The organism is Leptospira andrefontaineae, assembly GCF_004770105.1.
In the GTDB taxonomy this organism is placed as follows: domain Bacteria; phylum Spirochaetota; class Leptospiria; order Leptospirales; family Leptospiraceae; genus Leptospira_B; species Leptospira_B andrefontaineae.
The window spans coordinates 338,387-357,255 of sequence record NZ_RQEY01000018.1 but is presented as its reverse complement, the minus strand read 5'-3'; the positions used below and the strand labels follow the sequence as shown (position 1 = coordinate 357,255).

18 protein-coding genes are annotated in these 18,869 nt (G+C 38.8%); 12 read left to right on the top strand and 6 right to left on the bottom strand.

What is annotated here, in order from left to right; all coding sequences use genetic code 11:
- Nucleotides 1–24: 24 nt before the first annotated feature.
- The 8 genes from EHO65_RS13345 to EHO65_RS13310 all read left to right on the top strand — a co-directional run bounded on the left by EHO65_RS13345 (nucleotide 25) and on the right by EHO65_RS13310 (nucleotide 7,856).
- Nucleotides 25–2,433, top strand: coding sequence for a PP2C family protein-serine/threonine phosphatase (locus EHO65_RS13345; protein ID WP_135775077.1), 2,409 nt, complete (start codon nucleotides 25–27; stop codon nucleotides 2,431–2,433).
- A 131-nt stretch (nucleotides 2,434–2,564) separates the two neighbouring features.
- Nucleotides 2,565–2,900: an LIC14007 family protein gene (locus EHO65_RS13340; protein ID WP_135775075.1), complete on the top strand. Its 336-nt coding sequence runs from the start codon at nucleotides 2,565–2,567 to the stop codon at nucleotides 2,898–2,900.
- Between the two features lie 113 nt (nucleotides 2,901–3,013).
- Nucleotides 3,014–3,484 (top strand): FKBP-type peptidyl-prolyl cis-trans isomerase, encoded by a 471-nt coding sequence (locus EHO65_RS13335; RefSeq protein WP_135775074.1) that lies wholly within the window; start codon nucleotides 3,014–3,016, stop codon nucleotides 3,482–3,484.
- A gap of 6 nt (nucleotides 3,485–3,490) precedes the next feature.
- Nucleotides 3,491–5,482, top strand: coding sequence for an ATP-dependent helicase (locus tag EHO65_RS13330; RefSeq protein WP_135775072.1), 1,992 nt, complete (start codon nucleotides 3,491–3,493; stop codon nucleotides 5,480–5,482).
- The gene (locus EHO65_RS13325) at nucleotides 5,445–6,239 is read left to right on the top strand and encodes a SprT-like domain-containing protein (RefSeq protein ID WP_135775070.1); all 795 of its coding nucleotides are present in this window, start codon (nucleotides 5,445–5,447) and stop codon (nucleotides 6,237–6,239) included. Before EHO65_RS13330 ends, EHO65_RS13325 begins: the two co-directional genes overlap by 38 nt.
- A 5-nt stretch (nucleotides 6,240–6,244) precedes the next feature.
- Nucleotides 6,245–6,430, top strand: a complete 186-nt coding sequence (locus EHO65_RS13320) for a hypothetical protein (protein WP_135775068.1) — start codon at nucleotides 6,245–6,247, stop codon at nucleotides 6,428–6,430.
- 145 nt (nucleotides 6,431–6,575) lie between these two features.
- Nucleotides 6,576–7,298, top strand: coding sequence for a hypothetical protein (locus EHO65_RS13315; RefSeq protein ID WP_135775066.1), 723 nt, complete (start codon nucleotides 6,576–6,578; stop codon nucleotides 7,296–7,298).
- A gap of 12 nt (nucleotides 7,299–7,310) precedes the next feature.
- Nucleotides 7,311–7,856: a YceI family protein gene (locus tag EHO65_RS13310; protein WP_135775054.1), complete on the top strand. Its 546-nt coding sequence runs from the start codon at nucleotides 7,311–7,313 to the stop codon at nucleotides 7,854–7,856.
- Here the strand turns inward: EHO65_RS13310 and EHO65_RS13305 are convergent, their stop codons facing one another.
- From EHO65_RS13305 to EHO65_RS13280, 6 genes are read right to left on the bottom strand one after another with little or no spacing between them, the layout of a single operon-like run.
- Nucleotides 7,857–9,047, bottom strand: a complete 1,191-nt coding sequence (locus EHO65_RS13305; protein ID WP_135775052.1) for a VWA containing CoxE family protein — start codon at nucleotides 9,045–9,047, stop codon at nucleotides 7,857–7,859. It abuts the gene before it with no gap.
- Between the two features lie 5 nt (nucleotides 9,048–9,052).
- On the bottom strand, nucleotides 9,053–9,856 hold the full coding sequence (locus EHO65_RS13300; RefSeq protein ID WP_135775050.1) for an AAA family ATPase: 804 nt from the start codon (nucleotides 9,854–9,856) through the stop codon (nucleotides 9,053–9,055).
- A gap of 2 nt (nucleotides 9,857–9,858) precedes the next feature.
- Nucleotides 9,859–11,196: a TldD/PmbA family protein gene (locus tag EHO65_RS13295; RefSeq protein ID WP_135775048.1), complete on the bottom strand. Its 1,338-nt coding sequence runs from the start codon at nucleotides 11,194–11,196 to the stop codon at nucleotides 9,859–9,861.
- Nucleotides 11,196–12,578, bottom strand: coding sequence for a TldD/PmbA family protein (locus tag EHO65_RS13290; protein WP_135775046.1), 1,383 nt, complete (start codon nucleotides 12,576–12,578; stop codon nucleotides 11,196–11,198). The genes EHO65_RS13295 and EHO65_RS13290 overlap by 1 nt, the downstream gene beginning before the upstream one ends.
- A 52-nt stretch (nucleotides 12,579–12,630) precedes the next feature.
- Nucleotides 12,631–13,050, bottom strand: coding sequence for an HIT family protein (locus EHO65_RS13285; protein WP_135775044.1), 420 nt, complete (start codon nucleotides 13,048–13,050; stop codon nucleotides 12,631–12,633).
- Complete coding sequence (locus EHO65_RS13280; protein ID WP_135775042.1) at nucleotides 13,050–13,523, bottom strand: hypothetical protein; 474 nt, start codon at nucleotides 13,521–13,523, stop codon at nucleotides 13,050–13,052. Before EHO65_RS13280 ends, EHO65_RS13285 begins: the two co-directional genes overlap by 1 nt.
- Before the next feature lie 69 nt (nucleotides 13,524–13,592).
- Here EHO65_RS13280 and EHO65_RS13275 point away from each other — a divergent pair, with 69 nt between their 5' ends.
- From EHO65_RS13275 to EHO65_RS13260, 4 genes are all read left to right on the top strand, one after another.
- On the top strand, nucleotides 13,593–14,438 hold the full coding sequence (locus EHO65_RS13275; protein ID WP_135775040.1) for a hypothetical protein: 846 nt from the start codon (nucleotides 13,593–13,595) through the stop codon (nucleotides 14,436–14,438).
- A 274-nt stretch (nucleotides 14,439–14,712) separates the two neighbouring features.
- Nucleotides 14,713–15,795: a recombinase RecA gene (gene recA / locus EHO65_RS13270; RefSeq protein WP_135775038.1), complete on the top strand. Its 1,083-nt coding sequence runs from the start codon at nucleotides 14,713–14,715 to the stop codon at nucleotides 15,793–15,795.
- A gap of 123 nt (nucleotides 15,796–15,918) precedes the next feature.
- Nucleotides 15,919–16,932, top strand: coding sequence for an N-acetyl-gamma-glutamyl-phosphate reductase (argC, locus tag EHO65_RS13265; RefSeq protein ID WP_135775036.1), 1,014 nt, complete (start codon nucleotides 15,919–15,921; stop codon nucleotides 16,930–16,932).
- A 5-nt stretch (nucleotides 16,933–16,937) separates the two neighbouring features.
- Nucleotides 16,938–18,866: an AMP-binding protein gene (locus EHO65_RS13260; RefSeq protein WP_135775034.1), complete on the top strand. Its 1,929-nt coding sequence runs from the start codon at nucleotides 16,938–16,940 to the stop codon at nucleotides 18,864–18,866.
- Nucleotides 18,867–18,869 lie beyond the last annotated feature (3 nt).

Genomic DNA, 18,869 nt, shown 5'->3' with positions numbered 1-18,869 from the left:
ATACCCGTTTTTTCGGAGGCAGGTATGAAATCAAAATTAGGGATCTGCATATTTTCCGTTCTACTAAGTATCGGAACGAATACATTCTTCCATTCTTTAGAATATCGAGAATGGATTTATTCAAAATTATTTCCAACAGCAGATCAAAACGATCCGTGTAAATCTTTAGTCTTACTGGAACACGGGTGGGAAGTTTCCGAACTTTCCGGTAAGAAGGTTGGAATTTTTTCTTTACCTAAAAATTTTTCTAATTTAGGTCATTCTAATCTTCTAATTTCTAACTCCATTCATTTTTCAGAACTCCCGGATTGTGAACTCTCACTTCATATTGGAAAAACCTCAGAAGGTACAAAAGTATTTTGGAATGGAATACTTCTTTCCGAAAGATCGGAATTCTACACACGCGACAATTTCAGTTATGATAAGAGGAAGGTTTACGATTCGATACCTATCCTAACGGAGAACAGGATCGAAATTCTAGTTTCCGAATATTTTGAGAATGAACTAGGGATTTTAGAAGGGATTGTCAGCCTCGGAGATTCTAAAGAAATTCTGCATAAACATTATAAATTCCAGATCTATTATCTAATCCTAATTTCTACATTTCTATTATTAGGGATCTACTTGGTATTCCTTTCCCTACAGGAAGGAAAGATAGAATCCCATTTTCATTTTGGGGTATTCCTAATCCTATTCTTTCTATTTTCACTTTTTGGTTCTGAATGGAAATACGAATTGGACTGGGACTTTCTATTTTGCAAAAAAGCAGAGTATATTTCGCTCAGTTTTCTATTCCCATTTTTTACATTCTTCTTTTCTAAATTTTGCAGAGATAAACATGATCCTTTTGAATTTCCTCTCTTCTTATGGGCAGGATTTGTATCCTTTTTATATATCCACTCCTCCAGTCCATTAGAACTGGATAAACTAAATCGAACCCTTCTACAACCTTCTTGGATTGTATATCTCTGGATCCTTTTTAAATGTCTTAAAACCAGGTTACCGGAGAAAGATGGGTCCGGATTTTTAGGTTCCATCTGTTTTTTAGTGTTTTCTATACTTTTAGATATTGGTTCTGCTAGAGCGTGGATCATATTTCCAAGATCTTCTGAATATTCTATCTTGGGATTTATACTATTCTGCTCTTTTAGGATTTCAGGCAGATTTGTAGAAATGAAAAATCGACTAAACCTTTGGAATGAAAAACTACAGGAGGAAGTTACTCTAAAAACAAAAGAACTTTCAGAAAGTTTGGTAAATGTAAGTAACTTAAAGGAAAAACAAGATGGGGACTATTTCTTAATGAGTGTCCTTCAATCCTGTTTTCAAAATAAGATCAGGGCTTTCAGAGATTTCAAAATTGAAACCTTGGTTTCCCAATATAAGACGTTCGAATTCAAATCCAAACCAGGAGAGATCGGAGGAGACTTAGTTTGTGTAGAAGAAATCCGGATTGGAGCTAGAAAGCTCCTGGCAATCCTAAATGCGGATGCGATGGGAAAATCTATCCAAGGAGCCACAGGGGCATTACTCGCCTCCTCCATGTTTAAGTCTCATATCGATTCTTCTTCCTCCGGATTATACACGCCCGAGACTTGGATTGTTTCCTTATATCGAAAAATCCATGGACTATTCGAAAGTTTTGACGGAAATCTATTTGCGACCGGGGTATTGGCAGTTTTAGATCCGGAAAATTCTTCTGTCTTCTTTTTGAATGCCGGGCATCCACCCTCTATTTTCCTTCGAAAGAATATCTCAGGGTTTATAGAAAATGAAATATCTTACAAAATGGGAATTCCTCTTTTAAAGGAAATTCCTAAAGTATATTGTATTTCTCTAAAGGAGAATGATTCACTTATTTTCGGTTCGGACGGAAGAGAAGATCTTAGATCGAGAACTATAACCAGAGAAGTAAATTCCTTCTCCGAACCATTCTTATTAGAAGTTTCGAATACAAATGCGGATCTTATCCTTCTAAAAAACAGAATGTATGAATACGGGGATTATATAGATGATCTAAGTTTAGTACGTATTTTTAGAAATATAAATCCTCAAAGTAAATCCAGGGAGATCTGGAGAGAAACTTCTAAAAGAAAAAACCTACAAAAAGGTATTCATCTATGGAAGAAGGGAGATAAAAAAATTGCGTGCTCCTTTTTCTCAAAATTATGCAATGAATATCCGACTGACAAGGATTTGGCGTATATTACTGCCTGGGCCCATTGGAAAACGGGAGAATGGGAAAAGGCTAAAACATATTCCGAAAAACTGTTGTATCGAGATCTTAAAAATCACCAAAATCTCATACTATTAGCAAAAATTTATTTTCAATTAGGGATATCGGATGTTATACTTATAGGCTTACTGGAGGGCAGCGGATTGGACGTGCAAAGATTGTTCCGTCCAACAGATTATTTGAGAAAGGTTTCCTAAAACATTCTCTAAACTAAGGTCCGTTTTGTGACTCAGAAATGCCAAAACTATTCTTTCCCGTTGACTTTTTGCGGGTATGTTTCTTAATGGAAACCACATTTTCCTCTGGTTTCTAGAGGAGTTTATCCATAATGAAAGTATACTCAGCAGACAGAGTGCCGAACTCAGCAGATTATAATTTATACGTAACCGAAGGGAGCGCCAAAACCAGACTTAGTTTATTCGAGCCTGATCTCCCTGGGTATTTCGAATTAGCAGAAAATGATAAAATTCTAAAGTCTTTGGCATATACAGTTCTTCTAAACTATACCCAAGACAGAGAATTCGCTCTTAGGAATACAAATCGATTCCTGAATTTTCTAAATGATATTGTTCATCGTGATTCTTGGTTCTTTCTGGCCAATCGAGTTGAACAGTTTATTAAGGATGTAGAGAATTTCGGAGTCGAAATTTCCTACGACTTTTGACTTAGCCTCAAAAATCTGATTGTCCTAGGATCTTCCAAGAATATACTAACTTAAATCACGTGCCGGAACTTCCCTCCCTTGCCCATCAAGGGCCTACCCGGTTGGAGCAATAAATGAACCCAAGAGTAGTGACTTTTCACTATAAATTAACAGATAAAGAAGGAAACGAAATCGATTCTTCTCAAGGAAGCCACCCTCTTTCTTATCTGGAAGGGACCGGACAGATCATTGCCGGTCTTGAAGACGAAATCAAAAGTATGACTGCTGGAGATAAAAAAGTAATCTCCGTTAATGCTGATAAGGCTTATGGCCAAAAAAATCCCGAATTAGTCTTCGATGTGCCTAAAAGCCAATTCCCAGAAGGGGAAGAATTGAGTATTGGAATGATGTTCCAAACTGACGAGCCGGATACTGTTTATACGATTACTGATATCAAGGGAGAATCTGTCATCGTGGACGGAAACCATCCTCTAGCTGGGGTGGATCTGATTTTCGATGTTCAGATAGTAAATATCAGAACAGCAACCGACGAGGAAGTGAGTCATGGACATGTTCACGGTGAGGGGGGACATCACCACCATTGATCTCAAATGACAGCCTCCTTAGAGTCACTTAACGAAAAACAAAAGGAAGCTATCGAGACCCTAAACGGCCCGGTTTTAGTGATCGCCGGTGCCGGAACTGGAAAAACAAAAACAATCGTCCACAGACTTTCTAAATTAGTCGAGTCCGGCATCCCTGCCGAAAATATCTTACTTCTCACATTCACTCGAAAAGCTTCGAAAGAGATGCTTTCTAGAGCAGTTTCTCTCTTAGACAAACGTTGTGCTCGAGTTCATGGGGGAACATTCCATTCTTTCGGAAGTCATATACTTAGAAAATATGCACCAGTTCTTGGATTCTCCTCTCAGTTTTCCGTTCTGGATGAATCGGATACTTCCGATATATTCCAACTTTTAAGAACAGAAGGAGAATATGCAAAGCAGAAGTCTAGGTTTCCTTCTAACGATACATTGATCTCTTTGCACTCCTCTATTATCAATCGTGGAAAATCTCTAGAAGAATTATTAGAAGCAGAATATCCTAAATTTTTAGACCAAGAGTCAGCTATTCGTAAAATCTTCCAGGAGTATACGGATTATAAAAAACAAAGATCTTTATTGGATTATGATGATCTACTGACTTATACAAGAGACCTTTTGAATAAGAATGAAACCGTTCGCAAAAAGGTTTCAGAACAATACAAATACATCATGGTGGATGAATTCCAGGATACAAATCAGATCCAAGCTCATATCGCTTGCCTACTCGCATTAGATCATGAAAATATTCTGGTGGTAGGAGATGATGCACAAAGTGTTTATTCTTTCCGTGGAGCAGACGTTAATGGAATATTCAATTTTCCGAAACTATTCCCTAAGACAAAAACAATCTATCTGGAAAGAAATTACAGAAGTACTCCATCGATCCTGAATTTGGCGAATGTGGTCCTGGCTAATTTTAGGGAAAAATACGAGAAGTATCTATATACTAAAAATGAAGACTTCCAAAAACCCGCACTCGTCGGTTATGCGGACGAACTAGAAGAAGCAGAAGGAATTGCAGACCTTATCTTAGAAAGAAGAGAGGATGGTGTTCCTCTAAAAGATATTGCCGTTCTATTTCGATCCGGATGGAATTCTAACCAATTAGAATTGGTTCTTTCTCAGAGAAATATCCCATTCTTAAAATTTGGCGGAAAAAAGTTCGTAGAAAGTGCACATGCAAAGGACTATCTTTCCCTACTAAAAATCAAAGAGAATAAGACAGACTCAGTTTCCTGGTTAAGAGTTTTACTACTTCTTCCAGGAATTGGAGCCGCAAAAGCAAGATCCATTTTGACCGACTTAGAAAGGTCGGGAGGAAATTTGGAAAGGATCGTTTCCGAATCCAAAGGATCTACAGCTTCTCATTTAAAAGAATTAAATCATCTAATCAACGATTCTGAAAAAGACTTAAGAAAACTTTTAGGAAACTTTATAGACTATTATTCTCCCCTGCTTGAAAAGAAATATGATGATTTCAAAAGAAGATTAGAAGATCTGAATGCATTTTTGACTCTTTCTCAAAAATACGAAACATTACATGAGTTTTTAGTAGATATGAGTTTAGAAGGTCCTAGCCGCAGTCTGGACAAAATTTCTCCAGAGGAAGAGGATGAAAGACTAGTTTTATCCACTGTTCATTCTTCCAAAGGATTAGAATTTGATACTGTTGTTCTATTAAATGTATCAGAGGGTTCTTTTCCTTCCGGAAGAGGAGAAAAAAATTTAGAGGAAGAAAGAAGATTATTCTATGTGGGGATCACAAGAGCCAAAAAAAAATTGGTCCTCACCTACCCTCAAATCTCCCAACAAAAAAATTCACAATACTTCAATCGAGTTTCCAGATTTATAGAAGAGATCAGAGAACCTGAAAAAGTATTAGATAAAAGTTTTATCAATAAAAAGGAAGAATCCTCGACCCAATCATCTTCCCAAACAACTCAAAATCAAAACGATTCAGATGCCAGAAAGAGAATTAGAGAGTTTTTCGGTTCCTGATCCAATTCCAGCCAGAGATTGGGAGGAATATCTGATCTCTATTTGGGATTCTTTGAAGATCAGATCAAGGCGTTTTAAAGAAAGCCAGGTCCGTTCCGTTGAACTCAAATTTTATCCTTATAGAAACGGAAACCATTCTATATCCTTTCATAACGGGACCCTATCAGCAAAATTTCACACTTCTTTAATGGAGGCAAGAGAAGAGATCATATTCTCGTTTGTTTCATTACTCATTTCTAAATTGTTGGGGCTCAAACCGAAACAGGCCTGGAAAGAAGAAGTTGCCGAATTCCTAAATTCACTCCCCGAGTTCGGATCTACTAATTTCAAAAAATTGAAAGAAAATGGAGCCGCTTACGATCTTAAGTCGATTCTGGAAAAAATTTCTACTTTCTATTTTCCTAAAATGGATGCAAAACTTCTTTCCATAGGCTGGGCAGATCGCCTCGGAAAAAGAAGATTGGGTAGTTACGAAAAACGGAATATGAATATACGTATCAGCCCCATCCTGGACCATAAAGAGGTTCCTCTTTACGTTCTGGAACATGTGGTACATCACGAAATTTTACATCATATTCTTCCGAGCAGTGTGAAAAACGGCCATAACTCAATCCATAGTCCTGAATTTAAACGTAAGGAAAAAGAATACGTTAGATACAGAGAGGCCATAAATTGGTTGAAAATGGAATATCCTAAGTTTCTAATGAAACACCAAAGAGAAATCGGCCATAGGCTTAGATCAGAATTTTACGGATAAACTTTATGCATCCGAACCATTTCGAAACAGTATATATTCGCAAAAATATAATAGAAGAAGAACTTTCCAAACTTCTAAAAGAATTCTCCGGTTTGAACTACAAGAACTTATCCGATTACGATAAGGGAGTCTATGACGGATATACACAGGCTGTTACAGAAGTATTAAGAAAAATACAAAACAAAAGATAATACAGATCCGCAGTCTCAAAATCCTGGATCAACTCGCTTCAGTTTCCAGTCTTTCGTTTATTCCGAATTTTCTGCTGCTCATTGCTTTTTGTCATTTTGTCCAAATAATGATTTTCTTTTTTGAAATTTGTTTTATAGATCGGATATGTCTTTCGCAAAGAAAGTACTTCTAATTTCTATTTTTCTTTTTTGCTCAAATACGATTTTGTATTCTTCTCCATACGTTTATAACGATTTTTCAGGATGGACGGAGGTTCATCCTTTAACTCCAGATTATTCCAGGTATTCTCCCAGATTTTATAACCAGGAAAATTCTACTTTAAATACACTTGAGCCAAAGGATTTGCAAAAAGAAAAGGAACGTGTGGAATTACGTCGTTCTATGTTAGATTGGCACCAGGGTCTCGGTCTTTTGACCTGGGGATTCTGGCTTGCTACTAATTTGGTAGGGGAACAAGCACTCTCCAGTCTTAAAAGAGAATATGAACCGTACGCAAATTATTTACTCATCTCTGATCCTCAAAAAAATCTATTTCTATATACTGCACTCATAGGATCTTCTCCATGGGATTCGGAATCTTCCGGGAGTATACATTCTGCATTAGCAGGAACTACTTTTACTTTATATGCGGTAACTGCAGGCCTAGCCTTCTTCTCTCCTTCTAAAAGTTTAGAAAGAGAACCTGGACTTAACACAATATTCACTCATAAGGCAATGATCTGGATTCATCTACCTGCGATGCTAGCACTTCCATTTATAGGAGAAAGGATCTCTAAAGAAGGTCCAAGTGCGGCAAATGAAATGAGAGCAGTCGGCTGGGCAGGTTTCGGAGCATTTAGCGTTTCAATAGCAGTTTTTTATTTTTAAGGAGTATGTAACGTGTCTTATCTTTTACGTTTTTTGATCTTGTTTTTATTAAGTGTTTCTTCGGCTTTTTCGGAAGAATTAAAATTACAGGAAGCCCAGGTCAATTTTATAGCCACCCATCCTTTCAAAACGGTCTATGGAAAATGTTCCGTAGTTACTGTGACCCCTACAGTATTAAGCCAAGCTGCGAGTGGTTTACAAATCCCTAAACTCGTAAAAATTGAGATCCCGATTTCGGAGATCAAATCCGGGGATGAGAATAGGGACGAACATATTATAGAATCTTTAGGATATCCTACAATAACCAATATCAGCTTTTCTAGCATATCCATTATCGCAAAAGATAATGAATGGACAATCACCGGAAACTTAACGATTAAGGGCAAAACTAAATTAGTTAAATCGGTTGCTACTATTCAGAAAGAAGGACAAGAAACAATTCTTTCCGGAAAATTCCAGGTTCTAATGAGTGATTTTGATGTGGAAAGACCGAGTCTGTTATTTGCGACTGCAAAAGACGAAGTTAGTATAGAATATAAATTTCTTCTAAAACCTTAATTATCTTTTTCCTAAAAGCTCTCGTATCCCGTCTTCTAATCCATCTACACTTAAAAAAAACATCGGAAATACTTTTTTAAGTTCGTAGATGGTGGGAGCATCCCAATATCTTTTTGGTTCCGGATTCATCCAGATCGTGTCCCCAAAATGGGACTTGATCCTTTTAAAACTGTCTAGTCCTGATTCAGGATGTTCCGGGAGTTTAGATTCCTGTCTAAACCTGGAATGATAGAATCCATAAGCAGGATCTAAAAGTTCATAAGGAGCCATATATGCGTCTCCTACTATGATCAACTTTGTATCGTCCTTATGCTTTCGAAAAAGATTCTTTAAAGGAATCGGGTATCTCAAATCTCCCTTAGGATATACAGAATCATAAACAGAGTTATGAAAATAATAATGCCCGAATTCCTTAAAATGGTTCATCTGGTGGGCAGCCGAAAAAAGTTTACTTACCCTTTCTGCATAGGGAGTCATACTCCCGCCGGTATCCATTAAAAGTAATACTTTGATCCCGTTTTTTCTAGTTCGATCAAATATAAGTTCGGGATCTCCTGCATTTCTACAGGTGGCATCCACAGTTTTAGGAAGATGGAATTCAGGGATCCCTTCCTTTCTTAAATTCCTGAGTTTTTTAAGCGCAATCTTGATCTGCCGAACATCCAACTGCTCATCCGTTCTGTAGTCCTTATACTTTCTTTCCATGGCTTGGAAAATAGCGGACTTTCCACCACCTTCTCCGCCGATGCGGACTCCTCCAGGATTTACTCCGGAATGTCCGAAAGGAGAGCTACCTCCAGTGCCGATCCATTTGTTCCCACCATGATGTTCCCCTTTTTGATTTTGGAGCCTATCCAGAAACTCTTTCCAAAGTTCTTCAGGAGGGATCATACTAGGTGGTAGTTTATTCGGATTTTCGAATATATTAGAAAGCCAATCCATCATTTCCTTACGGAAAGATTCTTTCAGCACTCCTCTTTCTCCGAATAGTTCAGTGAATACAAGATCGAATGCATCGTAATATTTTACATCTTTTACGAGACAAAGCCTGGAAACTCTGTAGAATTCATTTATAGAAAGAAACGTTTTATCCCTGGTAAGAGCATCCGTTGCTTTTAGGAAATCCAAGAGTTCCACAGTGGAGATTGGAACTCCTGATGATTTTAGCCTGTAGAAAAAAGGGAAAAACAAGTTCTTTATCTGAACAATTTCAGATCCTCTTCATTCTTAACAAGAGCGCCTATATACGGAGTCCTTCCGTCTTCCGGAAGTTTTGCACCCATATGGATTAGAATTTGGATCCAATCTAATAGTTCACTAGTGCCCGGCTTTTTTTTCATATCATCCATGGTTCGGATCACGTAGAAGGACTCGAGTGCTCTTTTCAAAAGTGAAGATTCAATTTTTGGAAAATGAGAAGATACTATATCCGCCATAAACGCTGGTTCCGGAAAATCTATGTAATGAAAGATACATCTTCTTAAAAATGCAGCCGGAAGTTCTTTTTCATTATTAGAAGTGATTAAAGTTAATGGCCTATTAATAGCCTTGATCTTGCGCCCGGTTTCCTGGATCACAAATTCCATTCTATCCAATTCTAAAAGTAGATCGTTAGGAAATTCTATATCCGCTTTATCTATCTCATCTATTAATACTACGGAAGGTTCAGTCGCAGAGAACGCTTCCCCAAGAGCACCCAGGCGGATATAATTCTCGATATTGCGGACCTTCTCCTTATCTTCAGTAAATCTAGAATCGTTTAGTCTGGAAACCGCATCATAAAAGTATAAACCTTCTTTTGCAAGAGAGGTGGATTTAACATGCCATGAATAAAGTGTTTTCTTTGTCTTGAAGGAAAGATAATCCGCTAAAAGTGATTTTCCGGTTCCAGGTTCTCCCTTTAGAAGTAAAGGTCTTGCGGTAATCTCTGCAACTTGCACTGCTTCTTCTAGTTCTTTGGAAAGTAAGTATGTTTCGGGCTTGTTTCTTTCTTCCGACATTATCAACCTGCTACGTGAATTTCTGAGATCAAAATATCGGGGACCTTGATGGAAGAATAACTGTCTGAATATTCGTTGGAGATCCCTTTTATCTTATGAAGTAGGTCGAAATAATTCGTGTTCATTGTAATACGATCCACTGCATGTTCCGGTTTTCCGTTTTTATAATAGATCCCTTGGATACCTATTGAAATTTCTCCGGAAACCGCGCTACAACCTGCCCCACCTTCAAGCTTAGTCACGAGAATACAATGAGAATCCGTTGCCAATAGTTCATCTCTGGTCTTATCACCCAAAGGAACGATCATATTGGCAAAAGAAGTACCTGCTCTTCCTGAATAAGAACGAACTCCATGACCGGTCGGCAATACATTATCCTTTTTGGCGGATTCTAAATTATACAGATATGATTTAAGGATCCCATTCTCCAAAACTTTGGTGCGTGCAGATGTAGGAATTCCTTCCGCATCCACTAGTCGTGAACCTGGATAATCCGGAGTATGAGCTTCACAATAAATACTTAATATAGGAGATGCGACCTCGTTCCCTAATTTTCCAACTAAACGAGAAGATCCTTTTTGGACAGCATCGGCGAAATAAGGAGAAGAGAACATTCCGAAAATCTGAGGGCTAATACGATTTCCTAAAACGATTGTATACACACCGCTTGGAAGAGGTTTTGCTCCTAAAAGTTCTGTTCCTCTATAAGCTGCTTCTTTTGCTATATAAGATGGATCGAATTGGGAAATATCTCTCCCTGAGCGGTAATAACTTCCCATCTTCTTGATATCACCTTCGGCGACCACAAGTCCTGTTCCAAGATAAGCAACATTGGATTCTTTTTTAACAAATACACCTTTTGAGTTTGCGACCAAACTTTGGGTGGAACTTTTTCCTACGCCTACATGGGGAACATTCTCTACTCTTTTATCCGATTCCCAAGAGGCATGGTCTAATGCTAATCCCTGCTCTCTCATCCATGCAAAATCCAATTTTTCTAATGCAGGGTTATAATGTTTTAGATCCACTTCTGCCAAAGGTTTTGGTCCGGGAAGTTCCATGTCCAAAGGATCAGTGATCTCTGTTTGGTCCATTGCATCTCTAACCATTTGGGAAAGAGCTTCTTTACTAAAACGTTCGCTATAAGAATATCCTGGGCGAGAATTATTCAGAACGCGGATACCAACTCCTCTGGAGCGAGACGTTTCCGTAGAAACAATCCTGCCTTTAAATACTTCTATTCCAATATCTTCTGAGTCAGTAGCGATCAGATCGAAAGAATCGATCCCATATCGTTTTCCTTCTTCTAATACGAATCCGGCGGCTTGTTCCAAATCCATTATCTTCCCCCTACTAGGATCTCATCCACTTTAAGTGAAGGTTGTCCTACAGTTACAGGGATAGAACCGGAAGAAGCCCCGCAGGTTCCAGCAGCCAGTTCCAAGTCTTTTCCAACCATGGAAATTTTAGGGAGAATTTCATGACCTTTGCCGATCAGAGTAGCTCCCCTCACCGGCTCGGAAATTTTTCCATTTCGGATCACGTAACCTTCTTCTACCGCAAAATTGAATTCTCCAGTAGCTGGATTTACTGAACCACCACCCATTCTTTTTGCATACAGTCCAAAATCTACGGAAGCAAACATCTCATCCAAAGAATCTTTCCCAGCTTCTATATATGTGTTCCTCATTCTGGAAACCGGCGCGTATTGGTAAGATTCTCTTCTTCCACTTCCAGTTCTAGCGGATCCTGTTTCCATAGATCCGATCCTATCAGCAAGATATGCTTTTAAAATTCCGTTTTCTATCAGAAGTGTTTTTTGTGTAGGCATACCCTCATCATCCACTTTCAAGGAACCGTATTGTTCTTCGATCGTCCCGTCGTCGTAAGCGGTAAGACAGGACTGAGCGATTGACTCTCCCAGTTTTCCTACAAAAGGAGAAGATTTTTTGCGGATTGCCTCAGTTTCCAAAGGATGGCCACATGCTTCGTGGAAAATTACTCCACCAAAACCATTACCCATGACCACAGGCATTTTTTTACCTTCTATATAACCAGCATCCAACATGAAAAGAGCTCTCTCTCCAGCCTTTTGCGCTATATCTTCTACGGCTAAACCTTCAAAAAATTCGAATCCTTTTAAAGCACCTGGTGATTCACTCGCTACGAATCTTTCTCCCTTATTTTCCGCAGTCACAGAAAGGAAAAATCTACTTCTGACCCTAAGATCTTCTACCCAAAGTCCTTCCGAGTTTGCGATCAGAACATTCGTAACTATATCGGAAGCGCTTACTCCTACTTGTATGATCTTGGAGGAAACTTTTCTAGCGACCGTGTCCGCAGTTTGTAGGAGCTCCAACCTTCTAAATGGAGGAACTTTTCTAGGATCATGGATATTTTTAGAAAAAGAATATTTAGAAACATCGCCGGGAAGTGTAAATGTGCTCGAGCCATTTCCAACTTCTCCCCTTGAGTCAGCGAGCAAGTGAATTAAAGAAAGTAAATGTTGTTGGTCGTCATTACTCGTATATGCATACAAAACATCAGTCCCATATACCAATCGGATCCCGATCCCGTAATCAGTTGCCGCAAGTGATTGTTCTATCTTCTGGTCTCTCAGCGAGATAGAAGAATTCCTGGATTCTTCTTCGTAAATTTCTACAAAGTCTGCTTTTCTTTTTTTACCCGCGTCAATCAGGGTTTCTATATTGGATTGATTCATAACCTTTTACTTTAGACAGAAATTTTTTGATAATAACGGACAGGAAAACAGATCATTCGAATTTAGGGAATGGTATACCGACCGGAGCCGAGGCAAGACCTTCTAATGCTAATCGAATGTATTCAGGTCCCTTGATATCTTCGTATCTAGGGATTAAGTGAAAATGCATATGAGCTACTTTTTCTGCGACCAAGACTGTATAAATTTTAGGAGGAGAATACTTCTTCTGTATCCAATCAGTTGCAAATTGGAGTGTCTCTCCTAAGTCCTTGAATTCTTTAGGGTCCCAGTCTGAGTATTTTTCTCTGTGAGAAATTGGTTCAATGTACAGATAACCTGGGATTTTTTTATCCTCAGGTGCATGACGAATGATAAAAGAAGAATTTTGGTGGATTAAACCTGGGATCTTTGCCCCACGCAACACTGCGCAAATGGGGCAATCTGGAGAAACGACTAATGTCTTTTGGGCCATTACACCCCGCTGCCCTGAGAAAGATAAGATTTATACTTTTCGTACACTCTAAAGATATAATCCTTATCCGAGCAAAAACGAATAATACATCTATAGAAATGGTATCTTTCCAGATCCTTTCTTTCTCCGTTCTCATCCACCTTATATTCTTTTAATAAGGACTTTAACATTCCTAAAAATAGGGATCTTTCCTTTTGATTATATCCGTCTTGGGAATAACGCACACCCTCTAGAATATTCACGAACTTTTCCGCTGATGCTTGGAAAGCATTCGGAGAAGCAAGAAATTCTGACTTCTCTTCAGCTGAAAATGTGGAGAGATAATCGTGGAATAATGTGAGTTGTATCGCCTCTACCAAGGACTGGGTTTTGGCCTTTGTTTCGGTATAAAAAGGAGTTTGGATGCTATATTCCACAAAGTCTTGCCAGGAAGATTTTGTGGTTTGTATTTTATGTAGTTCTAACAGGCTCATATATTTTTTAAAGCTTTTCAGTTTGGGGTTTTCGATTATGGTTTGAGTATTACAGGATAAAAGCCGCCTATGTCAAAGGTTTTCCGATTCTTCTTTTTGCTTTTCTTTCTCTCCTATCCCTTAAGCCTTACTGCTTCCGAAAAATCCTCGGAAGAGTTATTAAACTCGTTTTTAGAATGGTCCGGACATCCAATTTTAACGGAAGAAAGGATAGTTCGTAATATAACTGCCGAATATATTATAGAGTTAAAAAAAGACTCCGAACAAAGTTTGGAATTGTTTCTAAAAAATGATCTAAAACCTGACAAAAGACAAAACCAAAAGCCCGGTTTAGAGAAACTAAGAAAAGATCTAGAAAGCCTGGAAAGGTTCGAAGGGGTTCAGATCAAATTCGCAGGAAAAGAATGGGAGACCCTATTTTACAATAAGGGAAATTTCCCGGATTCTTATTACGAATTCGAGACCGGTCCTGTTTCCTTCAGATATATATTTCGTAATCTAATATACCGCCCTTTGCCTAAATGGGGAGAATTAAAACTACAAGGAAGTTTTCTACTCTTCTCAGAGTCAGGAGCACTTCTATTATATAAAACAACTCCAGAGTTTCCTATAAAGGATCTGGACATCCGAGAAGTCCGCACATTCTTCGAAGAAGATAAAAAGCACGGTGGAAATGTGAAAAACTTCTCCGAAAACAAAACGGAACTATTCTATTTCCCAAATCATAACCTGGTTCCGTTCTATATATTACTTCTCTCTAAAATACTATTGGTATTCTCCTCTTTCATTATATTTATATTATATGCTGGAAAGTTCTGGAGATTCCTTTTAGAACAAACTCGTAGAAGTCATAAGGCAGAAGTCTCGTTTTTAGCGGATAAGGAGAAGGCTGAGAATGGATTTTTATCCGATTAGGCCTTATTTTTAGAGGCCCAATTTACTACAATCATATTTACTATACAAATATTTGCACTTTTTTCAACCCTCTTCTAATTTTTTGGGTGACATAAGAGTGATTTCGCGAGAAACTTTTCCCAGGGAATCCGAAGGTTTTTTAGATCCGACCTGGAATTTGTCCGGGACTAAGAGTATCCTTCCTATTAGAAAAGATTGATTCCCTTTAAAAAAGTACACGCAGTTTTATCTGAGGGGGAACCGGGTCTTGGCAAGAGAAGGAGCTAAAGAGTCCATGAAGAAGCAAAAAGAAGAAGCGTTGGACGATTCCAAACGTCAGGCAATTGATCAGGCAATGACCCAGATCGAAAAACAATTCGGTAAGGGTTCTATTATGCGTTTGGGATCTGCATCTGCAAGCGTAGTTGCCCCTGTTATTCCTACTGGATCCTTGGATCTGGATATCGCATTAGGAATTGGCGGTTATCCATTAGGAAGGATCGTTGAGATCTATGGTCCGGAATCTTCCGGTAAAACCACTCTTACACTTTCGGCAATTGCAGAATGCCAAAAGAGAGGCGGAGTTGCAGCGTTTATCGATGCGGAACATGCCTTGGATCCTGCCTATGCTAAAAAGTTGGGAGTCAACTTAGAGGAATTATTAGTTTCTCAACCTGACAACGGGGAAGAAGCATTAGAAATTTGTGAATCTCTAGTTCGAAGTAATGCAATTGATATCGTGGTCTTAGACTCGGTTGCTGCATTAGTTCCTAAGGCAGAGATCGAAGGCGATATGGGAGATTCTCATATGGGTCTGCAAGCAAGACTTATGTCCCAAGCACTTCGTAAACTAACTGGAACTATATCTAAGTCAAAAACTGTTGTAGTGTTCATTAACCAGATCCGTATGAAGATCGGAGTTATGTTCGGTTCTCCAGAAACTACTACTGGTGGAAATGCATTAAAGTTTTATAGTACGATCCGTTTAGATATTCGTAAGATAGAAACTCTTAAAGAGAAGGAAGAAGCCACAGGGAATAGAGTGCGTGTAAAAGTTGTAAAAAACAAAATGGCACCACCTTTCCGCCAGGCGGAATTCGACATAATCTTTAACACCGGAATCAGCCGAGAAAGTTCTCTCGTTGACTTAGGGGTAAAACACGACATTATTAGCAAATCCGGGGCCTGGTATTCCTATAATACGGAAAAGATAGGCCAAGGAAAAGAAGCAGCTAAAGAATATCTGAAATCAAATCCAGAGATCGCATTCCAAGTAGAAAATATGGTAAGAGATCTGAATGGATTACCCCCTTTAGCACCTGACGGCAAACTACCACCTGCTCCGCCGTCAGAAGAAGCCCAAAAAGCAGCAGGCTAATTACTACTGGCTTTCTTTTTAGAAACCATTGACCGCCGGATGAAAACTCATCCGGCGTTTTTTTATTCCAAGCCTAATCCCGATTTTTAGGATTGTTTCAAACGCTAGTCAAAAGGAAGATACATGTCAGAGATCAGCATCATCGGAGCAGGCGGATTCACAGGAAAAGAGTTATTAGGATTACTCGCTCGCCATCCAAAATACAAAGCTGTGCATGTTACTAGCGATAAACTTGCAGGCAAATCTCTTTCAGAAGTTTTTCCTGATCTTATCTCACCTAAGGATCTTGTTTTTAAAAAACATGAAGACGAGGTCCCGAAAGGTTCACTCGTAGTTCTTGCAGTTCCGAATGATGCTTCTTTGGAATTAGCTCCTAAGTTCTTGGAGAAAGGTCATAAGGTAATAGATCTTTCCGGCGTATATCGTCTTCATAACCAAGAAAAATTCGAAACAAATTATAAATTAAAGCATACTAGCTTCCATTTAACTGCAAAAGCGGTATTCGGTATTCCGGAAATTTTCAGAGACCAATTGAAAGGTGCCGACTTTGTTTCGAATCCAGGTTGTTTCTCCACTTCAGTGATCCTAGCTTTGTATCTTTTAGGAAATCTCAGAAAAGAGATCAAACCAAGGATCGTAGCAGATTGTAAATCAGGGATTAGTGGAGCTGGGGGAAGAGTAGAAGACGGAGGATTTTCCTTCAATGGTGTACATGAAAACTTTAGAGCATATAAAATTTTAAGCCACCAACATGAACCTGAGATCCAAGAATATTGTTTTGTCGGATCGGGACTTTCTGAGCCTGAAATTTTATTTGTGCCTCATTTACTTCCTGTGTATAGAGGGATCTTATCCACGATCTATTTGGAAGCGAATTCCGAAAATCTACCTTTCTTAGAGACTCTGACTGCAAATTCTAAATCAGAACCATTTATCCGGATCAGAAAAACTCCGGAAGAGATTGATCTAGCCAAAGTGCAACATACTAACTTCTTAGATATAAGCCTAAGGCAAAGAGGAAAGAATATCACAATTGTTTCCGCTCTGGACAACCTAATGAAAGGAGCTGCTAGCCAGGCTTTACAAAATATAAATTTAATGTTGGACGAGCCGGAAACTCTGGGCCTACTTTCCTAATCCCTATGGAAAAAAGAAGTATCTATCATCTTGTCAGGGACTCCTGTATCCATTACAAAGACAGACCCTTCCAATGGATCTGGGATGAAAAGTTGAAATCATTCTCCGGGATCTCCTATTCCGAATGGTTTTTAAATTTGGAAAATCTTTCCGGGTTTTTCAGACAGAAAAATCTAAACAAAGGTGATAAGGTAGGCTTATTCTGTGATAATAGGACAGAATGGGCATTATGCTCCTTCTCCGTAATGTGCTCCGGTGGTGCGGATGTTCCAAGAGGATGTGATGCAAGCGAAGAAGAGATATTCTATATCCTAGACCATACGGAATCCAAGATCACATTTATAGAAAAAGAACAGGTCCTGAGCAAATTAGGAAATATTCTAACCAGATTAAAACATCTGGAAACTGTAATACTCATAGAATCCGAAGAGAACTTTGCCTCTCTGGCAAAATTAAAAGCTGCTTACCCTAAAATCGAATTTATAGATCTGGAAACTGCGATCGCTCATGGAAGAGCCTGGGTTGAAAAGAAGGGAAAATCACTTCTTCATTCAATTGGAGAATCTTTGACCGAGAACGATATTGCAACGATCATCTATACTTCAGGAACCACTGGAGTACCCAAAGGTGTTGTATTAAAACATAGGTCCTTCACATGGACGATTGATCAGTTGCAACAATTTGTGCCTGCAAATTATTCGGATAGAGTTGTGGTCTTTCTTCCACCTTGGCATATCGCAGAAAGGATTTTAGAAACAGCACTTCTATCCTGGGGAGCCTCACTCGCCTGCTCTAATGTTGCTCAGCTGACTCGTGACTTCGAGATCATCAAACCTACAGTTCTTGTTTCCGTGCCTAGAGTTTGGGAAGCATTGTATCGTAGGATTTGGGATAAGGTTTCAAAATCTTCTCCTGCAAAACTTACTGTTTTTAAAATGGCAGTCCGAATCGCAGAGACGTATAATTCTCTTTTGGATACTGTGACTGGAAATTATTCGGAAACAGAAGAATCAAATAAAGAAGATAAATTAACTGATACAGTCGTTTCTACCCTACTTCTACCTATATTCTATTCTTTGAATATTCTAGCTCAGAAAGTGCTCGCACCCGTGAGAGCTCTATTCGGCGGACAACTTAAATTTGCATTTTGTGGTGCAGGAGCGATGCCTCCTAAGATCCAATTTTTCTTTCGTTCTATGGGAGTTCCTATAATAGAAACATACGGAATGACTGAGACAACAGGAATGGGAGCATTAGGAAGTTTTCCTATTCCGAAAACCGGGTCTATAGGACCTGTGTTTCCTGGAGCACATATCAAGTTAGTCAATGAGCAGAATGTTGTAGTTTCCAAACCAGGAGATAAAGGTATTGCTTGGCATAAGGGTCCGCATGTAACAGCGGGGTATTATAAAAATGCAGAGCTAACTCAGTCCAATTTTTCAGATGGATGGTTTAACTCAGGTGACTTATTCGTCTGGACCAAAACAGGTGAGTTAAAATTTGCAGGTAGAGCAAAGGATACAATCGTTCTTTCTTCAGGAGAGAATGTAGAGCCCGAACCAATCGAGGGAAAAATATTAGAGACCGGTTGGGCGTTAAATGCCGTAGTTGTAGGCCAAGACCAAAAGTTTTTGGCGATTTTACTTGTGCCTGACTTTGCCAAACTTAGGGATCATTTTTCCTCCCAAGGAATTCGTCTACCTAACGATAATTCAGACCTGGTCCAAGATACAAAAGTCCTGAAGTTTTACAAGGATCTGATCAAGAACACGATCTCCGAAAAGAACGGATTTAAAAATTTCGAAAAAATAGGTGAGATTCGCCTGTTAGACAAGGAGTTCGAAAAAGGAAAAGAACTCACCGAAACCATGAAAGTGAAAAGAAATAAGGTTGCAGAACTCTATGCTGATCTGATAAAAACGATCTTTCTTTAATCA

What these genes read in the sequence shown, in the direction of transcription:
- EHO65_RS13280 (WP_135775042.1), bottom strand. Translation starts at nt 13,523, where the DNA reads ATGAGCCTGTTAGAACTACATAAAATACAAACCACAAAATCTTCCTGG.
- EHO65_RS13320 (WP_135775068.1), top strand. Translation starts at nt 6,245, where the DNA reads ATGCATCCGAACCATTTCGAAACAGTATATATTCGCAAAAATATAATA.
- argC (WP_135775036.1), top strand. Translation starts at nt 15,919, where the DNA reads ATGTCAGAGATCAGCATCATCGGAGCAGGCGGATTCACAGGAAAAGAG.
- EHO65_RS13330 (WP_135775072.1), top strand. Translation starts at nt 3,491, where the DNA reads ATGACAGCCTCCTTAGAGTCACTTAACGAAAAACAAAAGGAAGCTATC.
- EHO65_RS13300 (WP_135775050.1), bottom strand. Translation starts at nt 9,856, where the DNA reads ATGTCGGAAGAAAGAAACAAGCCCGAAACATACTTACTTTCCAAAGAA.
- EHO65_RS13260 (WP_135775034.1), top strand. Translation starts at nt 16,938, where the DNA reads ATGGAAAAAAGAAGTATCTATCATCTTGTCAGGGACTCCTGTATCCAT.
- EHO65_RS13315 (WP_135775066.1), top strand. Translation starts at nt 6,576, where the DNA reads ATGTCTTTCGCAAAGAAAGTACTTCTAATTTCTATTTTTCTTTTTTGC.
- EHO65_RS13275 (WP_135775040.1), top strand. Translation starts at nt 13,593, where the DNA reads ATGTCAAAGGTTTTCCGATTCTTCTTTTTGCTTTTCTTTCTCTCCTAT.
- EHO65_RS13335 (WP_135775074.1), top strand. Translation starts at nt 3,014, where the DNA reads ATGAACCCAAGAGTAGTGACTTTTCACTATAAATTAACAGATAAAGAA.
- EHO65_RS13285 (WP_135775044.1), bottom strand. Translation starts at nt 13,050, where the DNA reads ATGGCCCAAAAGACATTAGTCGTTTCTCCAGATTGCCCCATTTGCGCA.
- recA (WP_135775038.1), top strand. Translation starts at nt 14,713, where the DNA reads ATGAAGAAGCAAAAAGAAGAAGCGTTGGACGATTCCAAACGTCAGGCA.
- EHO65_RS13295 (WP_135775048.1), bottom strand. Translation starts at nt 11,196, where the DNA reads ATGGATTTGGAACAAGCCGCCGGATTCGTATTAGAAGAAGGAAAACGA.
- EHO65_RS13290 (WP_135775046.1), bottom strand. Translation starts at nt 12,578, where the DNA reads ATGAATCAATCCAATATAGAAACCCTGATTGACGCGGGTAAAAAAAGA.
- EHO65_RS13325 (WP_135775070.1), top strand. Translation starts at nt 5,445, where the DNA reads ATGCCAGAAAGAGAATTAGAGAGTTTTTCGGTTCCTGATCCAATTCCA.
- EHO65_RS13345 (WP_135775077.1), top strand. Translation starts at nt 25, where the DNA reads ATGAAATCAAAATTAGGGATCTGCATATTTTCCGTTCTACTAAGTATC.
- EHO65_RS13340 (WP_135775075.1), top strand. Translation starts at nt 2,565, where the DNA reads ATGAAAGTATACTCAGCAGACAGAGTGCCGAACTCAGCAGATTATAAT.